At 35.3% G+C, this 17721-nt stretch carries 12 protein-coding genes; all 12 read left to right on the top strand.

Annotated features, from left to right (window positions below):
* Positions 1–4 precede the first annotated feature (4 nt).
* Positions 5–526 carry an NUDIX hydrolase gene (locus ACMV0E_RS07075; RefSeq protein WP_416085686.1) on the top strand — a complete coding sequence of 174 codons (522 nt, stop codon included), beginning with the start codon at positions 5–7 and terminating at the stop codon, positions 524–526.
* Positions 519–1388: a lysophospholipid acyltransferase family protein gene (locus ACMV0E_RS07070; RefSeq protein WP_416085685.1), complete on the top strand. Its 870-nt coding sequence runs from the start codon at positions 519–521 to the stop codon at positions 1386–1388. Before ACMV0E_RS07075 ends, ACMV0E_RS07070 begins: the two co-directional genes overlap by 8 nt.
* Positions 1382–2053 (top strand): glycosyltransferase family 2 protein, encoded by a 672-nt coding sequence (locus ACMV0E_RS07065; RefSeq protein WP_416085684.1) that lies wholly within the window; start codon positions 1382–1384, stop codon positions 2051–2053. Before ACMV0E_RS07070 ends, ACMV0E_RS07065 begins: the two co-directional genes overlap by 7 nt.
* A complete protein-coding gene (locus ACMV0E_RS07060; protein WP_416085683.1) occupies positions 2041–3201 on the top strand; it encodes an endonuclease Q family protein in 1161 nt (386 codons plus the stop codon). Before ACMV0E_RS07065 ends, ACMV0E_RS07060 begins: the two co-directional genes overlap by 13 nt.
* Positions 3194–4156 (top strand): GTP 3',8-cyclase MoaA, encoded by a 963-nt coding sequence (gene moaA, locus ACMV0E_RS07055; RefSeq protein ID WP_416085682.1) that lies wholly within the window; start codon positions 3194–3196, stop codon positions 4154–4156. Before ACMV0E_RS07060 ends, moaA begins: the two co-directional genes overlap by 8 nt.
* Positions 4157–4159: 3 nt before the next feature.
* Positions 4160–4639, top strand: coding sequence for a cyclic pyranopterin monophosphate synthase MoaC (gene moaC, locus ACMV0E_RS07050; protein ID WP_416085681.1), 480 nt, complete (start codon positions 4160–4162; stop codon positions 4637–4639).
* A 51-nt stretch (positions 4640–4690) separates the two neighbouring features.
* Positions 4691–8887: a DNA-directed RNA polymerase subunit beta gene (locus ACMV0E_RS07045; RefSeq protein WP_416085680.1), complete on the top strand. Its 4197-nt coding sequence runs from the start codon at positions 4691–4693 to the stop codon at positions 8885–8887.
* Positions 8868–10892 carry an elongation factor G gene (gene fusA, locus ACMV0E_RS07040; protein ID WP_416085679.1) on the top strand — a complete coding sequence of 675 codons (2025 nt, stop codon included), beginning with the start codon at positions 8868–8870 and terminating at the stop codon, positions 10890–10892. Before ACMV0E_RS07045 ends, fusA (ACMV0E_RS07040) begins: the two co-directional genes overlap by 20 nt.
* Positions 10893–10910: 18 nt before the next feature.
* Entirely contained in the window at positions 10911–14702 is a 3792-nt protein-coding gene (gene rpoC, locus ACMV0E_RS07035; protein WP_416085678.1) for a DNA-directed RNA polymerase subunit beta', read from the top strand.
* A gap of 76 nt (positions 14703–14778) precedes the next feature.
* Positions 14779–15162, top strand: coding sequence for a 30S ribosomal protein S12 (gene rpsL, locus ACMV0E_RS07030; protein ID WP_014453668.1), 384 nt, complete (start codon positions 14779–14781; stop codon positions 15160–15162).
* Positions 15162–15632: a 30S ribosomal protein S7 gene (gene rpsG / locus ACMV0E_RS07025; RefSeq protein WP_416085677.1), complete on the top strand. Its 471-nt coding sequence runs from the start codon at positions 15162–15164 to the stop codon at positions 15630–15632. Before rpsL ends, rpsG begins: the two co-directional genes overlap by 1 nt.
* Before the next feature lie 9 nt (positions 15633–15641).
* A partial coding sequence (gene fusA, locus ACMV0E_RS07020) for an elongation factor G (protein ID WP_416085676.1) occupies positions 15642–17721 on the top strand: 2080 nt, incomplete at its 3' end.

The following is a 17721-nucleotide window of genomic DNA, read 5'->3' as shown; positions in this document are numbered from 1 at the left end:
AAAAGTGCAAGTTGTAAGAAAAGAAGTTGCTTTTAAAGGAAGGCTCCTTTCAATAATTCTTAAGGAAGTCAAAAATAGAGATGGAAGTATATGGTTGCGTGAGGTTGTTACGTATGGCGGTAATGCTTCTTTTATAGTACCTTTTTATGAGGGGAAGTTTATATTTGTTAAGCAATTTAGACCTACACTTGAAGATTTTATTTTGGAGTTTCCCGCTGGACGGATTGAGGAAGGGGAAACTCCGTTTGATTGTGCAAGAAGAGAATTAGAAGAAGAAACAGGTTTTATACCAAAAAATTTGAGTTTTGTTTATGAATTTTACCCATCTCCTGGATTTGTAGATGAAAAACTCTATATGTTTTATGCAGATGATTTTGAACAAGGCAAAAAGAATTTAGATTTAGGTGAAGATGTGAGTATTACCTTTATTGAAAAAAACGAGGCCTTGAAGCTACTTGATAGTGGAAAGATTATAGATGGAAAAACTATTTTAGGGTTACTTTGGTTTAGAAATAGATTTGGCTAACAGAAAAATGCTCTCATTTTGGTATAAGTTAGGCAAAAAATATGTAAAGATAATGCCTGTATCTTTTGTTTATCTAACAGCAAAACTGTTAGGTTTTTTTTCATTTTGGTTTGATAGAAAAAGGAATTATGTCTTGAATAATATAAAGATAATAACAAATAAGAATAGGTTTAGTTTGTATAAACTTGGAATTGAATTTTACGAAAACTTTGCTTTGAACATTGCAGATTATTTTATAGTTGTTGTTAAAGGATTTGATAAGATAAAAATACTCACACCAAAAGAAGAAGTTTTTAAGAAACTTAAAGAACTAACTCAAAATGGCGGTCTTGTTATACCAACTGCGCATCTTGGAAATTGGGAAGTTGCCGGCGTTCTTGTTGGATCTCTTGGCTTTAAAGCTCACGGTATTGGTCTTCCCCAGCAAGAAATTGAAGTTGAAAAGTTTTACGAAGAATTGCGCAGGAGATTCAATGTAATAGTCCACCCTTTTCAAGGGGGATTTCTTGGTGCATATAAGGCCGTTAAAAATGGCGAAATTGCAACAATTGTTAGTGATAGAGACATTAATAAAGACGGAATTTGTGTAAATTTTTTTAGAAGGAACGTTTCCTTTCCCAAGGGCGCATCTATTCTTGCTTATAGAACAAAGGTAAAAAGTATTTTTGCTGCTCTTATAAGAGAAAATGGTTACTATAAGGTTTACTTTTCAGACGAGTTTGATATTGACTTTACGCTTCCTGAAAGTGAATTTTCTAAAAGGTATGTTTCAAGATTTGCATCTATATTAGAAGAATTTGTTAAAAGATATCCAACTCAGTGGTATCATTTTTTTGATTATTTTAAGGAGTATTCATGTTAATTGCAATTATTCCAGCAAAGGATGAGGCACACAACATAAAGGATGTTATTATAAAGACAAGAAAATATGTTGATTTTGTGCTTGTTATTGATGACGGATCAATTGATGATACAAAGACTGTTGCAGAAAGTGCAGGCGCATTTGTTATAAGAAATGAAGTAAATCTTGGTAAGGCTGATGCACTTAAAATTGGTTTTAGATATGCAATTGAGCATAATTTTGATACAATTGTTCTCCTTGATGCTGATGGACAACACGACCCAGACGAGCTTCCTAAACTTTTAAACAAGTTAAACGAAGGTTATGATATAGTAGTTGGTGCAAGAAAGTTTTTGCCACAATTAATGCCTCCTCTTCGAATCTTTGCAAATAGTTTCTCATCTTTTCTTGTTAGCGTTATTTGTGGTACGAAAATTCTTGATAGTCAATCAGGGTATAGAGTTTTAAGAGCAGAAGTTGCAAAGAAGATTAAATTCGAGACAAAAAGATATCAACTTGATACTGAGATGCTTATAAAAGCAGCTAAATGTGGGTTTAAGATTGCCTTTGTGGAGATAAATACTATCTATACCAATAGAGCTAAGAGTAAAATTAACCAGATTATTGATCCGTTAAAATTTTTATTTGTCACTTTGAAACTTGCTTTTTATAGATGCAAGAAATAGACATTTTAGATTACCATTTGCATTCTTTATTTAGTATTCCTTCAAGCCGTTTTATGGATATTCCTCATATGGTTGAATATGCAAAAATGAAAGGAATTACAATTTTGGGAACAGGGGATATTTTCCTTCCAAGATGGAGGAAAGAGATAGAAAATATTCTTTCCTTTGATAACGGATTTTATTATTTTTACGATTTCCCTTTCATTCTAACAGGAGAAGTAAATCTTACTTTTGAGAGAAACGGAAATAAAAGTTTTCATATTGTGCTTGCATTTCCAACTCTAAAAGATGTCGAAAATTTCCAAAAGGCTTATAAAGCTTTTTCTAATTTTGAAAAAAATGCACGTCCGAATATAAGACTTGAACCGAAAGAATTTTTGAGAATTTTAAAGGATGTAAACTCGAATATTCCAGTTATCTTAGCACATATTTTTACGCCTCATTACGGAGCTTTAGGCGCCTCAAATGGTTTTCGTGGTATAAGTGAAATTTTTGAAACGGATTTTATAGATAATTTGTTTATTGAGACAGGTTTAAGTGCTGATCCTAAAATGGTTTATTCTATTTCTGAGCTTGAGAATTATCCTGTTTTATCAAGTTCAGATTCGCACTCTCCTTTGCATATTGGAAGAGAGGCAACTGCTACAAAACACTCAAAAGGATTTGAGGAATTGTTCTATAATTTAAAGGATGTTTTATTCACCTTTACAATAGAAAACTTTCCTCAACTTGGTAAATATTATCTTGATGGACATAGGAAATGTAAATTCAAGACTCAAGATTTTTCGGTGTCCATCTGTCCTGTATGCGGGAAACCACTTACGAAAGGAGTATTACATAGAGTTAAGGAATTAAGCGATTCATACATTAGCTCAGGATTGTCAAAGATTAAATATTTCTATTATATTCCTTTGCAAGAAATTTTGAAAAGGTCATACAAAAAGAAAGAACAAGAGAAAATCTATCTTACTTTAATTTATGAATTTGGTAATGAGCTAAATTTATTGCTTTTTTCAGATCTTGATGATGTTGCGCATCTTGTTAATAATGAAACTATAATGTATTTAAATGAAATAAGAAAAGGTAATCTCATTTTTGATTGTGGATATGATGGTGTTTACGGAAGCTGGGAGGTAAGTTTTGCTTAAGGATAGATTTGGGAGAGAAATATCTTATCTTAGATTCTCTGTTACTGAGCGATGCAACTTTCGGTGTGCTTACTGCAGTTCATATAAAGATGATGCAATTGCAAAAGAACCGCCTCTTGAGGATATTGAATTTATTTTAAAAGGTGTCCGCACGCTTGGTTTTAAGAAGGTTAGAATTACAGGTGGTGAGCCTCTATTAAGAAGCGATATTGTTGAAATTGTAAGAATTGCTTCAAATGTGGGTTTTGAAGAGATCGTTTTGACAACAAACGCATATCGCCTTAAAGATCTTGCAAAAGATTTGAAAGAGGCCAAATTGACAAGGTTAAATATAAGTCTTGATTCCTTAAGAAGAGATGTATTTTCGCAAATTACAACTATTGATAAACTTGATGATGTGATTTCAGGAATCGAAGAGTCAATAAAAGTAGGTTTAATTCCTATAAAAATAAATACAGTTCTTCTTAAAGGTATTAACGAAGAAGATATAGTGCCAATTGCTAATCTTACGAAGAACGAAAATGTAATTGTAAGATTTATTGAGTTGATGCCAGTAAAAGGTAATCCATTTTTTGAAAGGCATTTTATGGCCTTTAAAAAAGCAATAGAAATTCTTGAGAAAGAATACACCTTAAAAAAAATAGAAGATTCAAATCATGAAGTTGCTAACTATTACCAAATTGAAGGTTTTAAAGGCAAGGTTGGTTTTATTGCTTCAATAAGTCAGCATTTTTGTTCTTCCTGCAATAGGTTAAGGCTTACATCTACATATAAGATTTATCCTTGTCTGTTTTCAACAATCAATATTGATATAAAAGATGCTGTAAAAAATAGAGATTTTGAGCTTTTGAGAAGCAAATTTGAAAGTGCTGTTTTTGTTAAACCTGCAGGACACGGGGAAATTAAAATTGGTTCGAAAGAATTCATTGAAAACATGAGAGAATTGGGGGGATAAAAAATGAGCCAATTTGATAAGAGCGGCAAAGCATACATGGTGGATGTAACAAATAAAGACGAGACTTTAAGGACTGCAAGAGCATTTGCAAAAATTTTACTTTCAAAGGAAACCCTTGAAAAAATAAAACTTGGTGACATTCAAAAAGGGGAAGTATTGACTGTTGCAAAAATTGCAGGTATTATGGCATCAAAAAAGACATCTGAATTAATTCCTCTTTGCCATCCTCTTAATATTACTTTTTCTGATTTAGCTTTTAGATTGGTGGATGAACCTCCATCAATTGAAATTGAAAGTTTTGTCGAATTGAAAGCAAAAACTGGTGCAGAGATGGAAGCTCTTACGAGCGTTTCAGTCGCTGCACTGACTATTTATGATATGTGTAAATCAATTGACAAGAATATAGAAATAAGAGAGATTTATCTTTTAGAAAAGACTGGGGGAAAATCTGGAACTTTTAGAAAAGAAAAAAAGCTTGACTAAATTTTGAAATTTTGTATAATATCAAATTGCGTATTTGCTTAAGGAGGTATGATGGATAAAATTTTAGACCTTAGAAAAACAAAACTGAGTATACCTTTACCTAATTTGCTGAGTGTTCAAATTTCATCTTATGAAAAGTTTTTAAACGAGGGAATAGGGGAAATTCTTCAGAGGATCTTCCCTATAGATACAAAGAATATACGTGTAGAGTTTGTTTCATATTCTGTTGGTGAGCCTTTGAGGACTCCAGAAGATTGTATTAGGGTTGGAACTACATACGAGGTTTCAATTAAAGGTAGATTCAGATTGATCTATAAAAATACAGGTGAGATTAAGGAACAAGAGGCTCTTCTTGCTGATGTACCAAGAATGCTTCCTGATGGCACTTTTATAATCAATGGAAAGAAGAGAGTCGTTGTCCAACAGTTAATAAGATCCCCCGGTGTTTACTTTCAAAGTGAAAAAGATGTAGAGAGTGGTTTTACTAATTATATTGTTACAATCATTCCCGACAGAGGTAGCTGGATGGAAATGGAAGTTGGCAAAGACAATGTGATGTACATTCGGCTGAAGAAGGGAATGAAAAAACTTCCTGTTACGGTAGTTTTAAAGGCGATTGGTTTTAAGAACAATGAAGAAATTCTCGAGAAATTCTATCAGACCATGACAGTTGACGTCATGACTACATCTCCCTTCTCATACGATGTCGTTATCGGTAAGAAGCTTGCCGAGGATATTAAAAACTCTGAAGGTAAAGTTATTATTAAGAAGGGGACAATTCTTCAAGAGGAATCTTTTGAAAAGTTGCGTGAAGAAAACATCCTACGTTATTCTGTCAAGGTTGAAGGTTATGACTATTGGGTGGAGCAAACGCTTAAGAAGGATAAAACCAATAACTCTGATGAAGCAAAAATCGAAATTTATAAAATTTTCCATCCAAAAGAAAGGGTGACGTTAGAAGCAGCTGAAGAGCTTGTTCATAATATTTTAATGGATCCTCGGAGAAATGAATACTATCCAGTTTCAAGATATAAAATTAATAAAAAATTTAATGTAAAAAGGGATGATCATATCCTCACAAAAGATGATTTTGTAGATATTATTTCGCACCTTATTAAAGTAAGAGAAGGCATTGAAAAAGAAGATGATATCGATAGCCTTGCAAATAGACGAGTGAGGACTGTCGGTGAACTAATTTCTGAAGAATTTGAGAAAGGCGCCTTGAAAGTTCAAAGAAGCGCAAGGGAAGCAATTGCAATTAAGAAGCCAGAAGAGATAACAATTCCTTCTATTTTTAGTAATAAAGCAATTACAGGTCAGTTGAGACAATTCTTTGGCGTAAGCCAATTATCACAGTTCATGGAAGAAACCAATCCCCTTGCATCATTAACTCATAAGAGAAGATTAACATCATTAGGTGCAGGCGGTTTACATAGAAAGAGAGCCGGAATTGAAGTAAGAGATGTCCACTCTTCACATTATGGAAGAATTTGTCCTATTGAAACGCCAGAAGGTCAGAACATAGGACTCATTAATTCTCCCACAATGTTTGCGAGTGTTAATGAATACGGCTTTATAACAACTCCATATAGGATTGTAAAAGATGGTGTTGTAACCAATGAAATTTTATATCTAACAGCAGATGAAGAGGAAAAATATATCATAGCGCAGGCAAACACTCCTGTTGATGAAAAGGGTAGGATTACTGAGGAATTAGTCATTGCACGAAAAAGAACTGAGTCAGGAGAAATCCTTCCACAACTTGTTTCAAAGGAGTTAGTTCAACTTATGGATGTGTCTCCTCAACAAGTAATAAGTCCTTCTGCATCACTCATTCCTTTTCTTGAGCATGATGATGCGAACAGGGCATTGATGGGATGCAATATGCAGCGTCAAGCAGTTCCACTGTTGGATCCTGATCTTCCAAGAGTTTCAACAGGTTATGAATCAAAAATTGCAGTTGATGACCTCGATTTACCTCTTTCAATGCATGATGGAATTATATCATATGTTGATGGCAGTGAAATTCATATTGTTCCAAATGATGCAAAGACCGTTGATGTTTCTGTTTATAGAGAAGCCTCTGATCTTAAGCAAAGTTTATTAAATAGAGCAAAACAAAAGGAAATTGTGCTTCTTGATATAAAACCCGAAATAGAGGATTATTATAAACTTGTCGGTGAAAAGATAACTCCTCAAATTGTAGATAAACTTATCACTCATGGCATTGAACAGATTTCAATAATTGATTCTGACAAAATTCAGAAGTTTTCAATTACAAATTGCTTTGAGAAAGAGCGTAATGACGATTTGATAGGTCTTGTTGCAAGAGAAACCATCGTGAACAAAAAAGGAAAACCCCTTATTGAAGAAGGACAGAAAATATCTGACACAAAACTGAATAGACTCTATGAGCAGAGTGGAGTTAAGGAAATTAAAGTTGAGGAGAATGGAGAAGTAGTTACAAAACCAGTGTTTATCTTGTCGTTGACTGCTTTGGGAAAAAATATTATTGGCAAGAGTCTATTTGGAACGCTTACAAATACCAAAAAAACGCTTAGGTTTGAAAAAGAGATAACAGAAGAGTTACTTCATGAACTCTATAGCAAAGGAATTACTGATCTTCTTGTTTATTCTCCACAGGAAGTTGAGACTTTTAATCTTGGAAAGATTAACGAGGATATCATTGACAGAGTTGTTGCAAAAGACTACACAAACGAAAAAGGAGAAGTTATTATTAAAGCAGGAGAACTTATAAATCTTGATAAACTCAGAAAACTTGCAGAAGCAGGTGTTAATAAAGTCAAAGTGAGAGAAGAGGTTGTTTATAAGTTAAGAAAATTTGAGAGAACAAACCAAGATACTTGCAGAAATGAAAGACCTATTGTTAAAAAAGGTGATATTGTAAAAAAGGGTATGCCTCTTGCCGATGGATATGCAACTAAGAATGGTGAAATGGCTCTTGGTATAAATGTACTAATTGCATATCTTTCGTGGTATGGCTATAACTATCAGGATGCTATTGTAATAAGTAGAAGGCTTGTAAGTGAAGATAAATTTACTTCTATTCACATTAAAGAATATACTGTTGAGGTTCATGAGACAGAACAAGGCCCCGAAGAGCTTACTCCAGATATAAGAGATGTTCGAAAAGAAGCTTTACGTTTCCTTGATGAAAGAGGAATAGTAAAAGTTGGTTCTAAAGTAAAACCAGGTGATGTCCTTGTTGGTAAAGTAACTCCATTCCCGGAAGAGGAAGAGTCAAATGAGGCGAAAATCTGGAGAAGTTTGTGGAGTAATCGAAACAGTAATTTAAAGAATAGTTCTTTTGTTGTGCCACCCGGAGAAGGTGGAGTTGTCATAGATGTTCAGGTTTTCTCAAGAGAAGAAGGATACGAATTAACAAAGAATGCTTTGAAGCTTATAAAAATATTCGTTGCAAAGAAAAGAAAAATTATTGTTGGAGACAAACTTGCAGGAAGACATGGTAATAAAGGTGTTGTAAGTAAAATTGTTCCTGAAGAAGATCTGCCATATCTTGAAGATGGTACAACTATTGATGTTATAGTGAGTCCCCTTGGAGTCCCTTCGAGAATGAATATTGGTCAGATACTTGAAGCAAATTTGGGGATTGCGGCAAGAAATCTAAATGTTAGAGTTGTAACCCCTTCTTTCATTGGTGCATCTGAAAAGGATGTTAGAAATCTCCTTAAGAAGGCAAACCTTGAAGAGTCTGGACAGATGACTGTTTATGATGGAAGAACAGGTAAACCTTTTGAATATAAAGTTACAGTCGGTGAAGCATACTTCCTTAAACTTAATCATCTTGCAGAGGATAAGATTCACGCAAGGGCAGTTGGTAAATATACATTAATAACTCAACAACCAGTTGGCGGCAAGGCGCAGTTTGGCGGTCAAAGATTAGGAGAAATGGAAGTTTGGGCACTTGAAGCATATGGTGCTGCAAATCTTCTCCATGAAATGCTCACGATTAAATCCGATGACTTAGAGGGAAGAAAGCGTGCATATGAAGCAATTTCTAAAGGTGTAACAATATTTGAAACTGGAATCCCTGAATCATTTAACGTATTACAGAGAACCTTAAGAGGTCTTGCAATTGACCTAAAGGTATTACCTACCAAGAAGGAGGAGAAGAAGGTTAAAGAACCTTTCTTACCTAAAATAACAACAAAAATAAATCTTGGAAAAATGGTTAAGGAGGAGTTAGATGAAGGCTCAAGCAACTAACAAAATTAGAAATGTAGTTCTTGTTTCTCACGGAAATGCAGGAAAAACGACTTTATTAGAGGCAATTCTTTTTAAGAAAAAGGTCATTTCAAGGATGGGAAGGGTTGAAGACGGAAATACTGTCTCTGATTATCAACCTGAAGAAAAGAATAGAAAATTTAGTGTAAGCTTATCCATTATTCCGGTTGAGCATAATGGAATAAAGATTAATTTCTTAGATACACCAGGTTATGCTGATTTCGTTGGAGAAGTATTAAGTGGAATAAGAGCTTCTGAGAATGCAATTATGCTTATTAACGCAACAAGTGGTATTGAAATTCAAACTAAGAAATACTGGAAGTTTTTAGAAAATGAAAATAAACCACGTGCGATTTTTATAAACAAAGTTGATGTTGAAGGAGTCGATATTGACCATATCGTAAAAGTAGTTAGAGATTTCTTTGGGCCAAAGGCAATTCCTATAAACTATCCTGTTTTTGAGGGCGGTAAATTTGTTAAAGTGGATTCAGTCTTTTCAAATCAGAACTTAGAGAATTTTAAGCATGAATTAATTGAGATTGCAGCAGAATCAGATGATGCTCTCCTTGAAAAGTATCTTGGTGGTGAAGAGCTTACCCAGGAAGAAATAAACAATGGATTAAAGAGTGCTTATACTAAAGGAAATATATATCCAGTGCTTTTTGGTTCTGCGATAGGACTTGTTGGTCTCGATGAACTTCTTAACTTTATAAGTGATGTAATGATGAGTCCAGAAGAGTTAGGAGAGGTAACAGGTATAAATCCAAATACAAGAGAAAAAGAAACAAGAAGAGTTGCATCAGATGAATTTCTTTCAGCATTTGTTTTCAAAACTTTGTCAGATCCATATGTTGGTAAGCTTTCGTTTACAAAGGTTTATTCTGGTGTTTTAAAATCAAACTCAACCGTGTATAACTCTTCAAAAGGTGTTTTGGAAAAGACTGGTCAGATTATATTTATGATGGGTGCAACTCAAGAACCTGTTGATGAGGTCATCGCAGGTGATATTGCAGTTATTACTAAACTTACAGTTACTCAAACAAATGATACGCTTTGCGATAAAGATAATCCAATTGAATTTCCAAAAATTGAATTCCCTGAACCAATGCTTACAAGGGCAATGAGACCGAAGACAAAGACCGATGAAGATAGAATGAGTATAGGCCTTTCTAAGATAACGGAAGAAGATCCTACAGTGAGGATTTCAAAAAATTTGGAAACGAAGGAGCAACTTATTTCAGGTATAGGCGAAACGCATCTTTCTGTTATTATGGAAAAATTAAGTGGTCGATATGGAGTGAATATTGAATTAACAATACCTAAGGTTCCATATCGCGAGACAATTACAACAAAAGTGAAGGTTGAAGGTAAATACAAGAAACAGACTGGTGGTCATGGTCAATACGGACATTGTTTCCTTGAGGTTGAACCGCTTGAAAGGGGTAAAGAGTATAGTTTTGAAAGTAGAATCTTTGGTGGTGCTATTCCGAAGCAGTATATCCCGGCGGTAGAAAAAGGCGTCAAGGAAGCAATGGAAGAAGGGATCCTTGCAGGCTATCCTGTTACGGATATTGGAGTTGCAGTTGTTGATGGATCTTATCACCCAGTAGATTCTTCAGAACTTGCATTCAAAATTGCAGGATCAATGGCCCTTAAAAAGGCACTTGAACAGGGAAATTCAATTCTTCTTGAACCAATTGAGAAAGTAATTGTGATAGTTGATGAGCAATATATGGGTGATGTTATTGGAGATCTCAACGCAAAAAGAGGAAGAGTTATAGGTATGAAGAGTGAGGGAGGAAAACAGATAATTGAAGCATATGTTCCGCTTGCCGAATTGCTCAATTACGCAAATGATCTCAACTCTATTACTCAAGGAACCGGCGAATTTAAAATGGAACATTCACATTATGAGCCTGTACCTCCAAAGATTGCCGAAAAAATAATACAAGAAGCTCAACACAACAAGAAAGAGACTGAAGAGTAATAATAGGGGGTGAATCTTTTGAATAAAGCAGATATAAAAGCATTGAAAATTTTGCTTGCCTCAACTGAAGAGATCCTATCGTGGTCTCACGGAGAGGTTAAGCGAGGAGATACTTATAGTTATAGGAATTATCTTCCTGAACCTGACGGGCTTTTTTGTGAAAAAATATTTGGACCAGTACATTCTTATCAGTGCCATTGTGGAAAACTGAAGGGAAAGCAATATGAAGGTTTAAAATGTCCTAACTGTGGAGTTGAAATTTTACCATCAAGCGTAAGAAGGGAACGTTTTGGACATATTCAACTTGCAACACCCGTTGCTCATATATGGTACTTCAAGAACAACATAAACTATATTGCGCTTCTTCTCGATATGAAGTCTCAGGATGTAGAGAAAATTATTTATTTTGTAGCATATGTTGTAACAGATCCGAAGAAAACAAAATTAAGGTATAAACAAGTCCTCTCTGAAGAAGAGTACTACATGTATAGATTTGAAGAGAATCTTGATTTTGTTGCAAAGAAGGGCGGAGAGGCAATAAAAGAATTACTTGAGCATGTGGATTTGAATAAGTTAAGAGAAGAAGCCCTTTTAAAACTTAAAAGTGGTTCTTCGCAAGAAAAGAGTAGCGCAGTAAGACTCTTAAGTGTTGTTGAAGGACTTTTAAACAATAACAGAAAGCCTGAGGATATGGTTTTGACCGTTATACCTGTTATACCTCCTGATTTAAGGCCCTTGGTCCCGCTTGAAGGTGGTAAATATGCTTCTGATGATCTTAATGAACTTTACAGAAGAGTGATAAATAGGAATAATCGCTTAAAGAAATTATATGAAGTAAATGCTCCTGATATAATGCTTGAAAACGAAAAAAGGATGCTTCAAGAGGCAGTTGATGCACTATTTGACAACGGAAGAAAACCTTATCCTGTAGTTAACGCAAATAAGAGACCTTTAAGATCCTTAACAGATATCTTAAAAGGTAAGGAAGGTAGGTTTAGAGAAAACCTTCTTGGAAAGAGAGTTGACTATTCTGGAAGAGCCGTTATCGTTGTAGGTCCAGAATTAAAAATTGATGAATGTGGCGTTCCAAAAGAGATGGCACTTGAACTATTTAAACCTTTTGTGACTTTTGAACTCTCTAAGCTTGGATACAACAAGAAAAAAGCCAAGGAACTCATCGAGAATCCAACTCCAGAAGTTTGGAAAGCGGTTGAGGATCTTTCAAAAAATTATGTAGTTTTGCTTAACCGTGCGCCAACCCTTCATAGGCTTAGCATTCAAGCTTTTAAACCTGTATTGATAGAAGGTAAAGCAATCCAAATTTCTCCTCTTGTGTGTACTCCATTTAATGCTGACTTCGATGGAGACCAGATGGCAATACATTTGCCACTTTCCTTACAGTCCCAGATGGAAGCAAAGATGCTTATGCTTTCTTCTCACAATATACTTTCTCCTGCACATGGTGGTCCACTTGATACACCTGTTCAGGATATGGTTATAGGGATTTACTATCTTACACTATCAAAGAACGCTGAACCTAAAAGTAAACGTATATATGATAATCCACATCTTGTAGAGCTTCTTTACGAAAAAGGGCTTCTGAAGTTGCACGATAGCATCAGATTCAGTTTTAGAGGAAAAATTTTTGATACTACTGTTGGTAGAGTTATCTTTAACATGAAAATTCGCGAAGGTATTTTTGATGGTGAAGATGACTATCCTTTCATAAACGAAGTAATTGGTAAAAAACAGTTAGAACGCATTATTTCCGAGTTTTATGATAGATACGGTCTTGTAAAAACAGACATCTTACTTGATAATTTGAAGGATATTGGTTTTAAGTTTGCAACATTTAGCGGAATTAGCATTGGTCTCGACGATATAAAAATACCTAAAGAGAGAGATAAAGTTATAAGAGAAGCACAGAAAAAAGTTGAACATATAGAGGCTCAGTACAACGAAGGTTTATTATCAGAATCACAAAGATATGAAGCGGTAGTTGAAATTTGGAGAAAGGCATCAGAAGAAATTCAGAAACTCGTCTTCAATAATTTTGATAACTTTGATCCAGTCTACATGATGGCAATATCAGGTGCTCGTGGAAGCCCAACACAAATAACACAGATGGCTGGAATCCGTGGACTTATGGCTGGCCCAACTGGTAAAATTATTGAGTTCCCAATTCTATCAAACTTGAGAGAAGGGCTCACAGTTCTTGAATACTTCCTTTCAACTCATGGAGCAAGAAAAGGACAGGCAGATACTGCGTTAAGAACAGCCGATTCAGGATATCTTACAAGAAGATTGGTAGATGTTGCCCATGGTATCATTGTTAAAGAAGATGATTGCTCAGTAAGAAGAGTTAAGGCAACTATGGTTGGAGATGAACTTATTGAGCCACTCTCTTCAAAGGTTATTCTTAAAGTGGCAGCTGAAGATGTTGTTGACCCTAATACCGGTATGGCATTCATTAGAAAAGGTGATACAATTTCTTCAAAGCAAGCATCTTTACTTGATAAGCTTGGAATATCTTCAATTCTTATAGAAGACTTTGTTAACGGTATTGATGTTTACCCAATTGTTGAAGGAAACAACTACGATAAACCTGTAATAACTCTTGCAGAACAAATCTGGGGAAGGTATGCAGCTGAAACAATCTATCCACCTATAACACCTAAAAAAGTTAAAGTTAACAAAAAGGCGATAGGTTATGTTCTTGCAGAATCTGTTTTTGATAATGGAGAGCTATTACTTGAAAAAGGAAGAAAAATAACAGAAGGTGTGATTGAAATTCTTGAGAAAGCAAAAATTAAAGAAGTTGAAGTATTTGATGAAAATGTGGAACCAATAGTTAGAAGAAATGAACTTATTACAAAAGAAAAAGCAAAACTCATTGAAAGTCTTGGTATAAGGACTGTTAAAGTTCGATCTCCAATTACCTGTAATGTAGAGCATGGTGTTTGTGCAAAGTGTTATGGAGTTGATCTTTCAAATAGAGATATTGTAAAAGTTGGTGAAGCAGTTGGAGTGGTTGCAGCAGAGTCGATTGGAGAACCAGGAACTCAATTAACTCTAAGAACATTCCACACTGGTGGTGTAGCAAGTCAGGATATTACTCAGGGTCTTCCAAGAGTTGAGGAACTTTTCTCCGCAAGAAGTCCTAAGGGAAAGGCAATTGTATCTCCTGCAAAAGGAAAGGTTGAGGTCACTTCTGATAAGTTGAGACAACTCATTACAATTACAGGAGAAAAAGGTGAAAAAATAAAGATTCCAGCGCCACGTGATAAGAAATTGAATGTAAAAACAGGAGATTATGTAAATGTTGGTGATATATTAAGTGATGGACCCCTTGATCCACGAGAGATTCTTGACATTAAGGGTATTAATTTTACTGCAAGATATCTTTTGCATGAGATTGAAAAGGTGTATAAGTCTCAGGGTGTTGATATTAATATAAAACATATCGAAATAATATTGAAAAGGATGTTTGATAAAGTTGAAATAATGGATTCTGGAGATACTAACTTCTACGAAGGCGAAGTTGTAAACAAGGATGATGTTCTTAAAGAGAATAGAAAAATGAAGGCAGAAGGAAAAAGAATTGCTAAGTTCAGATTGTTAGTTCAGGGTATTACAAAGGCCGCACTCTCTTCAGACAGTTTCTTATCTGCTGCTTCCTTCCAGGAAACTCCAAGAGTTCTTGCAGAGGCTGCAATTAAAGGAAAGATAGACCTATTAAGAGGAATGAAAGAATCTATTATTGTTGGGAAAAAGATTCCAGCAGGTACAAATATGGATTTTGAGGATTAAATATGTTATTGACAATTAAAATAATTTTGCTATAATTTCAAATTGTGTGAAAGAATTTAATTAGGAGGAAATTGATATGCCTACTTTTAACCAATTAGTGAGAAGTCCGAGAGAAAGGACAAAAGAGAAGAGTAAGACACCTGCGTTGCAAGGGTGTCCTCAGAAGAGGGGCGTTTGTATTCAAGTAAGAACAATGACCCCTAAGAAGCCAAATTCTGCTTTGCGAAAAATTGCAAAGGTGAGGCTTACCAATGGAGAGGAAGTCATTGCCTATATTCCTGGAATTGGACATAATCTCCAGGAGCACTCAATGGTTTTGGTACGTGGTGGAAGAGTTAAAGACCTTCCAGGTGTAAGATACCACATCATTCGTGGTGCATTAGATGCAGCAGGTGTGGAAGGAAGAATGCGTGGAAGATCTAAATATGGTGCGAAGAAGCCCAAAAAGGGAGGTGCATAATGCCTCGTAGAGGACCTGCCCCAAAAAGGGAAATTGAAGGTGACCCAGTATATAACAATGTAATGGTCGCAAAATTAATAAACAATGTGATGAAAGGTGGTAGAAAAAGCCTTGCAGAAAAAATTGTTTATGCTGCATTTGATATTTTAAAAGATAAAACTGGGAAAGACCCTCTTGAAGTCTTTGAGCTTGCTCTTGAAAAGGTAAGACCGTTGGTCGAAGTCAAACCAAGAAGAGTAGGTGGAGCTACTTATCAAATTCCTATTGAAATTGAAAAAGAGAGAGGGCAAAAACTTGCAATTAAGTGGATAATTCAAGCTGCGCGAAGTGTTAAAGGTAAGGGAATGGAAGAAAAGTTGGCAGACGAAATTATAAACGCATCTAACGAAACTGGCGCAGCATACAAGAAAAAGATTGATTTGCATAAGATGGCAGAAGCAAATAGGTCTTATGCTCATTTACGTTGGTAGGTGAAATTTATGCCGTATATTGATACCCCTCTTGAAAAAATAAGGAACATCGGAATCATAGCCCATATAGATGCTGGTAAAACGACTACAACAGAAAGAATTTTGTATTATACCGGCACAACCTATAAGATGGGTAATGTAGATGATGGTAATACGGTTACCGATTGGATGGTTCAAGAAAGAGAGAGGGGTATTACTATTACTTCGGCTGTTACAACATGCTTTTGGAAAGGACATCAAATTAATATTATTGATACGCCCGGCCATGTTGACTTTACGGCTGAAGTTGAAAGGTCGCTTAGAGTACTCGACGGAGCTGTGGTTATTTTTTCTGCCGTCGAGGGAGTTGAAGCCCAATCTGAAGCGGTTTGGAGACAAGCCACGATGCACAAGGTACCGAGGATTATTTACATTAATAAAATGGATAGACTTGGTGCATCGTTTGAAGATACACTCAAAAGTATTGATGAAAGACTTAATGTAAAAATTATTCCGCTTCAAATTCCTTTAGGAGAACAAGACGAGTTTGTTGGTATAATCGATCTTATTGAGGGCAAGGCTTACGTTTACACTTCAGAAACAGGTGAGGAATTTAAAGAAATTGACATACCACAAGAGTATAGTGAAAAGTTTGCAAAATATAGAGAAATAATGTTAGAGAGTGTAGCAGATGTTGACGAAGATGCTCTAGGGCTTTACCTTGAAACGGGTAATATCCCAAAAGATACTTTAAAACAAGCAATAAGAAGAGCCACTGTAAGTGGAGTTGCCTTCCCTGTTTTTGTGGGTTCTTCTTTTAGAAACAAAGGCATCCAGATGCTTCTTGATGGAGTATGTGACTATCTTCCTTCTCCTATTGATAGGGGTGAAATAATTGCAACAACTAAAGACGGAAGAACTATAACTTTAAAACCGGATCCATCCGGACCGCTTGCAGCTCTTGTATTTAAAGTAATGGCTGATCCTTATTCTGGAATATTAAGTTTTGTTAGAGTTTATTCTGGTACTCTTGAAAAGGGAAGTTATGTGTTAAATGCAACTACAAACGAAAAGCAGAGAGTTGCAAGGCTATTAAGGCTACATGCTAACAAACGTGAGGATGTTGATTATCTTAAGGCAGGCGATTTAGGAGCTATAGTTGGTGTGAAAAATGCGATTACTGGGCATACAATATCGGATGTAAATATGCCTTTAGTTCTTGAAGATATTAAGTTCCCTGAGCCAGTTGTTTCTGTTGCAATTGAACCAAAGACAAGAGCAGATCAAGAGAAACTCTCACAGGCACTTGCAAAATTTGCAATCGAAGATCCAACTTTCAAGATTAAATATGATGAGGATACATCTGAAACAATCATTTCAGGAATGGGTGAGTTACATCTTGAGATTATTGTTGACAGGTTATTCAGAGAGTACAACGTTGAAGCACGTGTTGGAAAACCTCAGGTTGCATATAAAGAGGCAATTGGTAGCTTTGCAAAGGCAGAAGGTAAATACATTAGACAAACAGGCGGACACGGTCAGTATGGACATGTCGTAATTCAAGTCTCTCCAATTGAACCAGATAAAGGCATCGAATTTGAAGATAAAACAAAAGGTGGGGTAATACCTAAAGATTTTATACCTTCAATTGAAGAAGGAATCAAAATTGCTTCCGAAAATGGACCTCTTCTTGGGTTTCCTGTTTATGGAGTTCATGTTGAACTAATTGATGGGTCATATCATCCTGTTGACTCATCTGAACTTGCATTTAAAATAGCAGCGTCCAAGGCTTTTAAAGATGCAGTGTCAATGGCAAGCCCATATCTTCTTGAACCAATAATGAGTGTTGAAATTATTGTGCCAATGACTTTCTTAGGTGAAGTGATAAATAGTGTTAATGCAAGACGTGGAAGTATAAAAGGTATGATTGAAAGAGGAAATACAGTTATTGTTCAAGCGCTTATTCCTCTTGAGAGTATGTTTGGCTATACAACAGTTTTAAGGACACTTACACAGGGTAGAGGATCTTTCTCGATGGTTTTCCATAAATATGAGAGAGTACCTACTGCTGTACAAGAAGAAATTTTAAAGAAAGCAAAAGGAGAAATTT

This window comes from Caldisericum insulae (assembly GCF_047785965.1).
Classification (GTDB): Bacteria; Caldisericota; Caldisericia; order Caldisericales; family Caldisericaceae; genus Caldisericum; species Caldisericum exile_A.
Note: the sequence above shows the minus strand (reverse complement) of the source record. Positions and strands in the feature narration are given on the sequence as shown.